At 37.6% G+C, this 5,643-nt stretch carries 8 protein-coding genes and 2 tRNA genes; 4 read left to right on the forward strand and 6 right to left on the reverse strand.

The features are described 5' to 3' along the window. The first annotated feature begins 151 nt into the window (after positions 1–151). The 3 genes from QHH19_06520 to aspS all read left to right on the forward strand — a co-directional run bounded on the left by QHH19_06520 (position 152) and on the right by aspS (position 3,077). A complete protein-coding gene (locus QHH19_06520) occupies positions 152–907 on the forward strand; it encodes a PAC2 family protein (protein ID MDH7517978.1) in 756 nt (251 codons plus the stop codon). An 85-nt stretch (positions 908–992) separates the two neighbouring features. Beyond that, positions 993–1,751, forward strand: a complete 759-nt coding sequence (locus QHH19_06525; protein MDH7517979.1) for a 4-phosphopantoate--beta-alanine ligase — start codon at positions 993–995, stop codon at positions 1,749–1,751. A gap of 12 nt (positions 1,752–1,763) precedes the next feature. After that, positions 1,764–3,077, forward strand: coding sequence for an aspartate--tRNA(Asn) ligase (aspS, locus tag QHH19_06530; protein ID MDH7517980.1), 1,314 nt, complete (start codon positions 1,764–1,766; stop codon positions 3,075–3,077). A gap of 24 nt (positions 3,078–3,101) precedes the next feature. Here aspS and QHH19_06535 read toward each other — a convergent pair. The 4 genes from QHH19_06535 to QHH19_06550 all read right to left on the reverse strand — a co-directional run bounded on the left by QHH19_06535 (position 3,102) and on the right by QHH19_06550 (position 4,538). Further along, a tRNA-Leu gene (locus QHH19_06535) sits at positions 3,102–3,185 on the reverse strand. A gap of 49 nt (positions 3,186–3,234) precedes the next feature. Further along, positions 3,235–3,402: a 4Fe-4S binding protein gene (locus QHH19_06540; protein MDH7517981.1), complete on the reverse strand. Its 168-nt coding sequence runs from the start codon at positions 3,400–3,402 to the stop codon at positions 3,235–3,237. A 96-nt stretch (positions 3,403–3,498) separates the two neighbouring features. Continuing rightward, on the reverse strand, positions 3,499–4,020 hold the full coding sequence (locus QHH19_06545; protein MDH7517982.1) for an HDIG domain-containing protein: 522 nt from the start codon (positions 4,018–4,020) through the stop codon (positions 3,499–3,501). A 2-nt stretch (positions 4,021–4,022) separates the two neighbouring features. Then, entirely contained in the window at positions 4,023–4,538 is a 516-nt protein-coding gene (locus QHH19_06550) for a tRNA (cytidine(56)-2'-O)-methyltransferase (GenBank protein ID MDH7517983.1), read from the reverse strand. A gap of 147 nt (positions 4,539–4,685) precedes the next feature. Between QHH19_06550 and QHH19_06555 the strand changes: the two genes are divergently transcribed. Continuing rightward, a tRNA-Val gene (locus QHH19_06555) sits at positions 4,686–4,759 on the forward strand. A 15-nt stretch (positions 4,760–4,774) separates the two neighbouring features. On the opposite strand, the gene QHH19_06560 is transcribed toward QHH19_06555, so the two are convergent. Both QHH19_06560 and QHH19_06565 read right to left on the reverse strand, forming a co-directional pair. Beyond that, positions 4,775–5,344 carry an Hsp20/alpha crystallin family protein gene (locus QHH19_06560; protein ID MDH7517984.1) on the reverse strand — a complete coding sequence of 190 codons (570 nt, stop codon included), beginning with the start codon at positions 5,342–5,344 and terminating at the stop codon, positions 4,775–4,777. A gap of 64 nt (positions 5,345–5,408) precedes the next feature. Continuing rightward, positions 5,409–5,643: A24 family peptidase C-terminal domain-containing protein (locus QHH19_06565; GenBank protein MDH7517985.1), on the reverse strand; the 235-nt coding region annotated here is incomplete at its 5' end.

Raw genomic sequence — 5,643 nt, forward strand, 5'->3', positions numbered from 1 at the left:
CTCCTATTGTTTTTCATTTTGTGCACCCAAACAAAATGAAATGTAGGAGGGTTAATTTAATTTTTCAACAGCCTAAAACACCTAGTTTTTATCAATTAATTTTAAATGCTAGAAAGTGATGTGTGTCTATAATCATTGTTGGTGATGCACTTTGAAAGATGAAGTTGAAATATGTGATTTTGAGGAAATGGATTTAAGTGGAGCAACTGTTATAGCAGGTTTCCCCTCCATAGGTTTGGTAAGTACCATAGCGGCTAATTACCTTATCGATGCACTGAACCTTAAACAGATAGGGTGTGTTAACTCAGCTGATTTCCCAACGTTATCTGTTGTTCATACTGGTGAGCCGTTATCGCCTGTTCGTATTTACGCTGGCTCCCAGAGCAACGGGGAAAAAGTCGTTGTTTTCGTATCAGAGTTTAGGCCTAAGCCCACGCTCATAAACTCTATTTCTGAGTCGATTATGAAATGGGTTATGAAAAAGAAGTGTAAACTTTTGATTTCACCTGAGGGTATGGTTGTTGAGGGTAAATCATCTGAGGAGGAGATAGCTGATGCTTATGCTATAGGTTCAACTGAGCGTGCTAGAAACCTGTTGATAACAAAAAAGATACCTCAGTTCAAAAACGGTATTATAGCTGGTGTATCAGGTGTTTTGCTTAATATGGGTAGACAGATGAATTTTGATGTTATTTCTATATTGGCTGAGGCGCACCCTAACTATCCTGATGCCAAGGCTGCTGCAGCAGCTATTAACGTCATAGCTCTACTCATGAATGTGGAGATAAACGTTAACCCATTGTATGAGGAATCAGAGCGTATCGAAAAACAGCTTCAGAAGTTCCATAAACAGGCTAAGCCTGTTGTTTCTGGTACACAGGCTCCACAGCCTAGTATGTACGGGTAAAAAAACTATTCTTTTAATCTTTTATTTTCATGTTTTTGTTTAATTTGTCCCCTAAATTTTAAAAAGATGCGTCTGTTGTTTGTTAATGAAAGTTATGAAAGAAATTCCTCGTAGTCATCCACGTTATTTTTCTCTTGTTACTAGGGAGAAGATTTCGAAGGCTATGAAGGATGGTTTGGTTCATGAGACTGGTTTGATTGCTCATGGTCGTGGTGAAGCCTTTGATTATCTTCTGGGTGAGGTTACTATAGCTGAGGCTGATGCTGCTGAGAGGGTTGCTGCTGCTGCGTTGTTATGTGCAAATAACCCTGTGATTTCTGTTAATGGTAATGTTGCTGCTTTGGCTGCTGATGAGTGTATAAGTCTCGCGAGTGTTGTGCCTGCTAAGCTTGAGGTGAATTTGTTTCATAGGACTGAGCGGCGTATGAAAAGGGTTTCATCTGAGTTGTTAAAGAGGGGGGCAAAGAAGGTGTATGGTCTTAAGGCTGATGCTAGGATTCCTGGGCTTGATCATAGTCGTGCTTTGTGTGATAGTGATGGTATTTTTTCTGCTGATGTTGTTCTAGTTCCTCTTGAGGATGGTGATAGATGTCAAGCTCTTCGTGATATGGGTAAAACAGTTATTGCTGTTGATTTGAATCCTTTGTCTAGGACTTCTAAGGCTGCTACTATTACGATTGTTGATAATGTGATAAGGGCTATTCTTGGGATCGTGAGATGGGTGAAAGAGTTAAGAGACTCTGATAAAGAGGATCTTAAGGATTTGATAAGGACTTGGGATAATAATAAGAATCTTTGTGGGGTTATGTCTTTTATTTCAAAAAGACTAAATTCATTGTTTTGATTAGGTGTGATTATGGAATCTTATAGAAGTCATTATTCTAAGGATGTGACTGAGAAAGAATTTGGTAAAACTATTACTGTTGCTGGTTGGGTTGAAGACGTTAGAAATATTGGGTCTATTGCTTTTGTTATTCTTCGTGATAGAAAAGGTACGCTACAACTCACTGTTATTAAAAAGAAAAAACCTGAGATCTTTGAAAAACTGACGTCTTTACCAAGGGAATCAGTTATATCTGTTAAAGGTCTCTGCAAGGGAAACGAAAAGGTGAGGAATGGGTATGAGGTTTTGCCTGAAGATTTTAAAGTTTTATCTGTCTCGGAGACTCCTTTGCCTTTGGGTGTTGTGGATAAGGTTGAGGCTGATTTTGATACAAGGCTGGATAATAGGGTTATTGATTTGAGAAAGCAGGAGACTCAGGCGATATTCAAGATAAGAAACGTTGTAATTGCTGCTGTTCATGAGTATCTTAGATCCCAGGGTTTTATAGAGGTTCATACCCCTAAGATTATATCTAGTTCTTCTGAGGGGGGTACCGATGTTTTTAGGTTGAAGTATTTTGAAAAAGAGGCTTTTTTGGCTCAATCTCCGCAGTTGTATAAGCAGATGTTGATGGCGACAGGTTTGGATAGGGTTTATGAGATTGCTTGGTATTTCCGTGCTGAGGAGCATAACACGCGTAGGCATCTAAATGAGTCTACTGCTGTTGATTTGGAGATGGCTTTTATAGATGATGAAGAAGATGTTATGAAGATTCTAGAAGGGCTTGTTCATAACATGTGGAAACGAGCTGGTGAGTGCAAGGATGAACTTGATGTTTTAAAAAAGAAAATTGTTGTACCTAAACTGCCTTTTAAACGAGTGAAATATGATGATGTAGTTAAAAAGTTGAATGAAAAAGGTAGTGGGATAAAATGGGGTCAGGATCTTGGTTCTGAGGAAGAGAAACTTCTTGGTGAGATAATGAAGGATGAGGGTTATGAGTTTTATTTTATTACCAAGTATCCTCTTGAGGCTAAGCCGTTTTATACGATGCCTGATGATAAAGACTGTAAATATTCACGTGGTTTTGATTTAGAGTGTAAAGGTGTTGAGATTGCTTCTGGTAGTCAGCGTATACATGATGAAAAAATGCTAAGTGAGAGACTGAAGGCATGTGGTCTTAACCCTAAAGATTTTGAATCTTATCTTAAAGCATTTCGTTATGGTATGCCTCCTCATGGTGGTTTTGGTTTTGGTATCGAACGGTTTATAATGGAATTGCTTGATATAAAGAATATTAGAGAATGTATTTTGTTCCCTAGGGATAGGACACGTTTGACTCCATAATTTTTTTAAAAAAAAAATAATTAGTGCAGGGGACGAGATTTGAACTCGCGGACCACTAAGGACAAGACCCTCAATCTTGCGCCGTTGACCATGCTTGGCTACCCCTGCAAAAAATATGAGAAAAGAAAGGTCTAACCTGTTTTTAAAAATAGTGGTTCTAAAGCTCTATCGCTCCATTTGGGCATTCATCAACACATGTCCCGCAATCAATACATTCATCTGCATTAACAACAGCCTTGCTCTCTAGTTTAATGGCTTGTACAGGACAGGCGTCAACACATGATCCGCAGGCATCACATTTATCTGCGTCTATCTTTACTGCCATATTGTTTTGTTCCTCCTTATAAATTTATTTTTTTTTTCGAGGGGTTGTAAACCCTGATATCGTATTTATCTTTTCTGGTAAAAAACGAATAATGGGTTATATCTGGTTAAGATCTATACCACAAAGCTTACTGAGTTCGTCATGTAACATTTTAAGGCGTTCTGCGTATTCTTTTTGACCGTTTCTCAAAGCTTTTTCAACTTCTTTTTCTATGTTTTGTCTTTTGCAGTCATTGGTTAAATTGTCAGCATGGCAAACAATCTTTTCTTCTAGGGTGAGAGGTATGTAATCTTTGTACGGTAAACCCAGTTTTTTTGCTTCTTCTTTTGGTATACCTGCGCCTATGTGTCTCTCAATAATGTTTATGATTTTATCTGGTAAATCTAGTTTTTTAGCGATTTTAACACCCTCAACAGCATGTAGAATACCATGGGTTTTTGATCTACCTATATCATGGAGTAATGCCCCTGCTTCTACTAATTTAACATCAGCATCTGCTTTTTTTGCTATTTTCACTGCAATGTCCCTAACAGCCTTGCAATGGTTAACAACCCTCTCTGAGCAAACATTTTTTTTAAGGAGCTCAATGCATTCCTCAGGGCTAGGTATACGACTCATATCTACGACCTGTTTTTTGATAAAACTTTTTTCCCTCTATCACTAGGAATGATTTCTATTTTTCCGTTGAACTTTTTTTTAAGCCAACTACCATGATTATAGTGATCTAGAAAAACAGCTAAAGCAGCAACCTCTGAATGAGGCTGATTCCCAACTGAGACGTTAAAATCAGCCAGCTCATAAACCTGTGCTGGGACTTTTTCTGCACCAACAACAACAAGTAGGTTTTTGTTTTCACCTATGCTTTTTATTGATTTATCCAGCTCTTGGCCATACATGGTTAGATGAACCACTACGCCATCCCATTGTTTCATTATTTTCTTGTAGTCAACACCTGACTCTATGATAAAGTTTCCACCGAAACGTTTACAAACAGATTTTATGTTTTTCTCGATATTTACGTCTTTTGTGTCAATAAAGATTTTATCTGCACCGAACGCACGTGCTACAAGAGCTACATGTGTGGTTATGCGTTTATCACGTCCTATCCTATGTCCTATTCTCAGAACTGTTATCATCTGTATCTTTTTCCCAAGGTTTATGTATTAATGATTTTTTGTTGATAAATTTTTTCTAATGAATAATAATCATGAATAGCAATGGTTTTACGAAAAGCATTTATCTGATTTGTTTTATTAGCAGTCTAACAAAAAAAATTTATGAATGGGCTTATAGTCTAGTTGGTTATGACGTCGCCTTCACACGGCGGAGGTCGCCGGTTCAAATCCGGCTAAGCCCATAACCAGTAAAAAATTTATTCTATGTTTACCTTGTATCCTTCACCAGGTTTCTTCTTTTCCTTCCTCTTTATAACAACATCGAGGATACCGTTTTTGTATGTAGCCTTAGTGGTTTTTGGAAGTACGTCACATGGTAGGTTTAGGCGTTTGTGATATTTCCTCTGAGGGTTGTTCACAGTTATCTCTAGCACATCACCAGTGACATGTAAATCTATATCTTCTTTTTCAACACCAGGTATCTCAACAGTGACTGCTACGTCCTCATCACCCTCAATTATATCTGTTAGTGGTTCGCGTTCCTCAGATATCATTTGTTCACCCTTTGGTGATTTTAAAGGTCGGTTGCCAAACTCCTGGATTCTTGGTCTACCATCGGGCCCAAAGTTGATCTTGAATCCATGAACAACTGCTTTACCTGGTTGAGCTGTTGAAAACATCTTCATCATTTCTTCTGTCATTCTACGTATATCATCCATTAGTCTTTCATCATTTAAGATATCATTTATGAAATCGTCATCGAAACCAAAGAAATCAAAAGGGTTTCTTCGTTTTCTTTTATTTTTATCGTCTCCAAATGGGTCCATTATTACTCCCCTATAATTTTTATTAATATACTCTGTATTATCATTGTTATTTAATGTTTTCGGTTTAACGTATTATGCTGTTGATAAGATAAAAAAGGATGTCACCAAAAATAAAAGAGCAGATGAAACCTGCTAGAAGTGGTATCATAAAAGGGATTTTTGGTGTAACCCATATCTCTTTTATACCATGGTTCTCAAACTCTTCCAGTTCCTCATCTACATCAAAATCCTTTGGCATGTACATGAACTTTCTTTTACCATCAACCAGTTTTTCTAGTGGCCAGACGAATTTTTCTTTT

Source organism: Candidatus Thermoplasmatota archaeon (assembly GCA_029907305.1).
Taxonomy (GTDB): Archaea; Thermoplasmatota; E2; order DHVEG-1; family DHVEG-1; genus JARYMC01.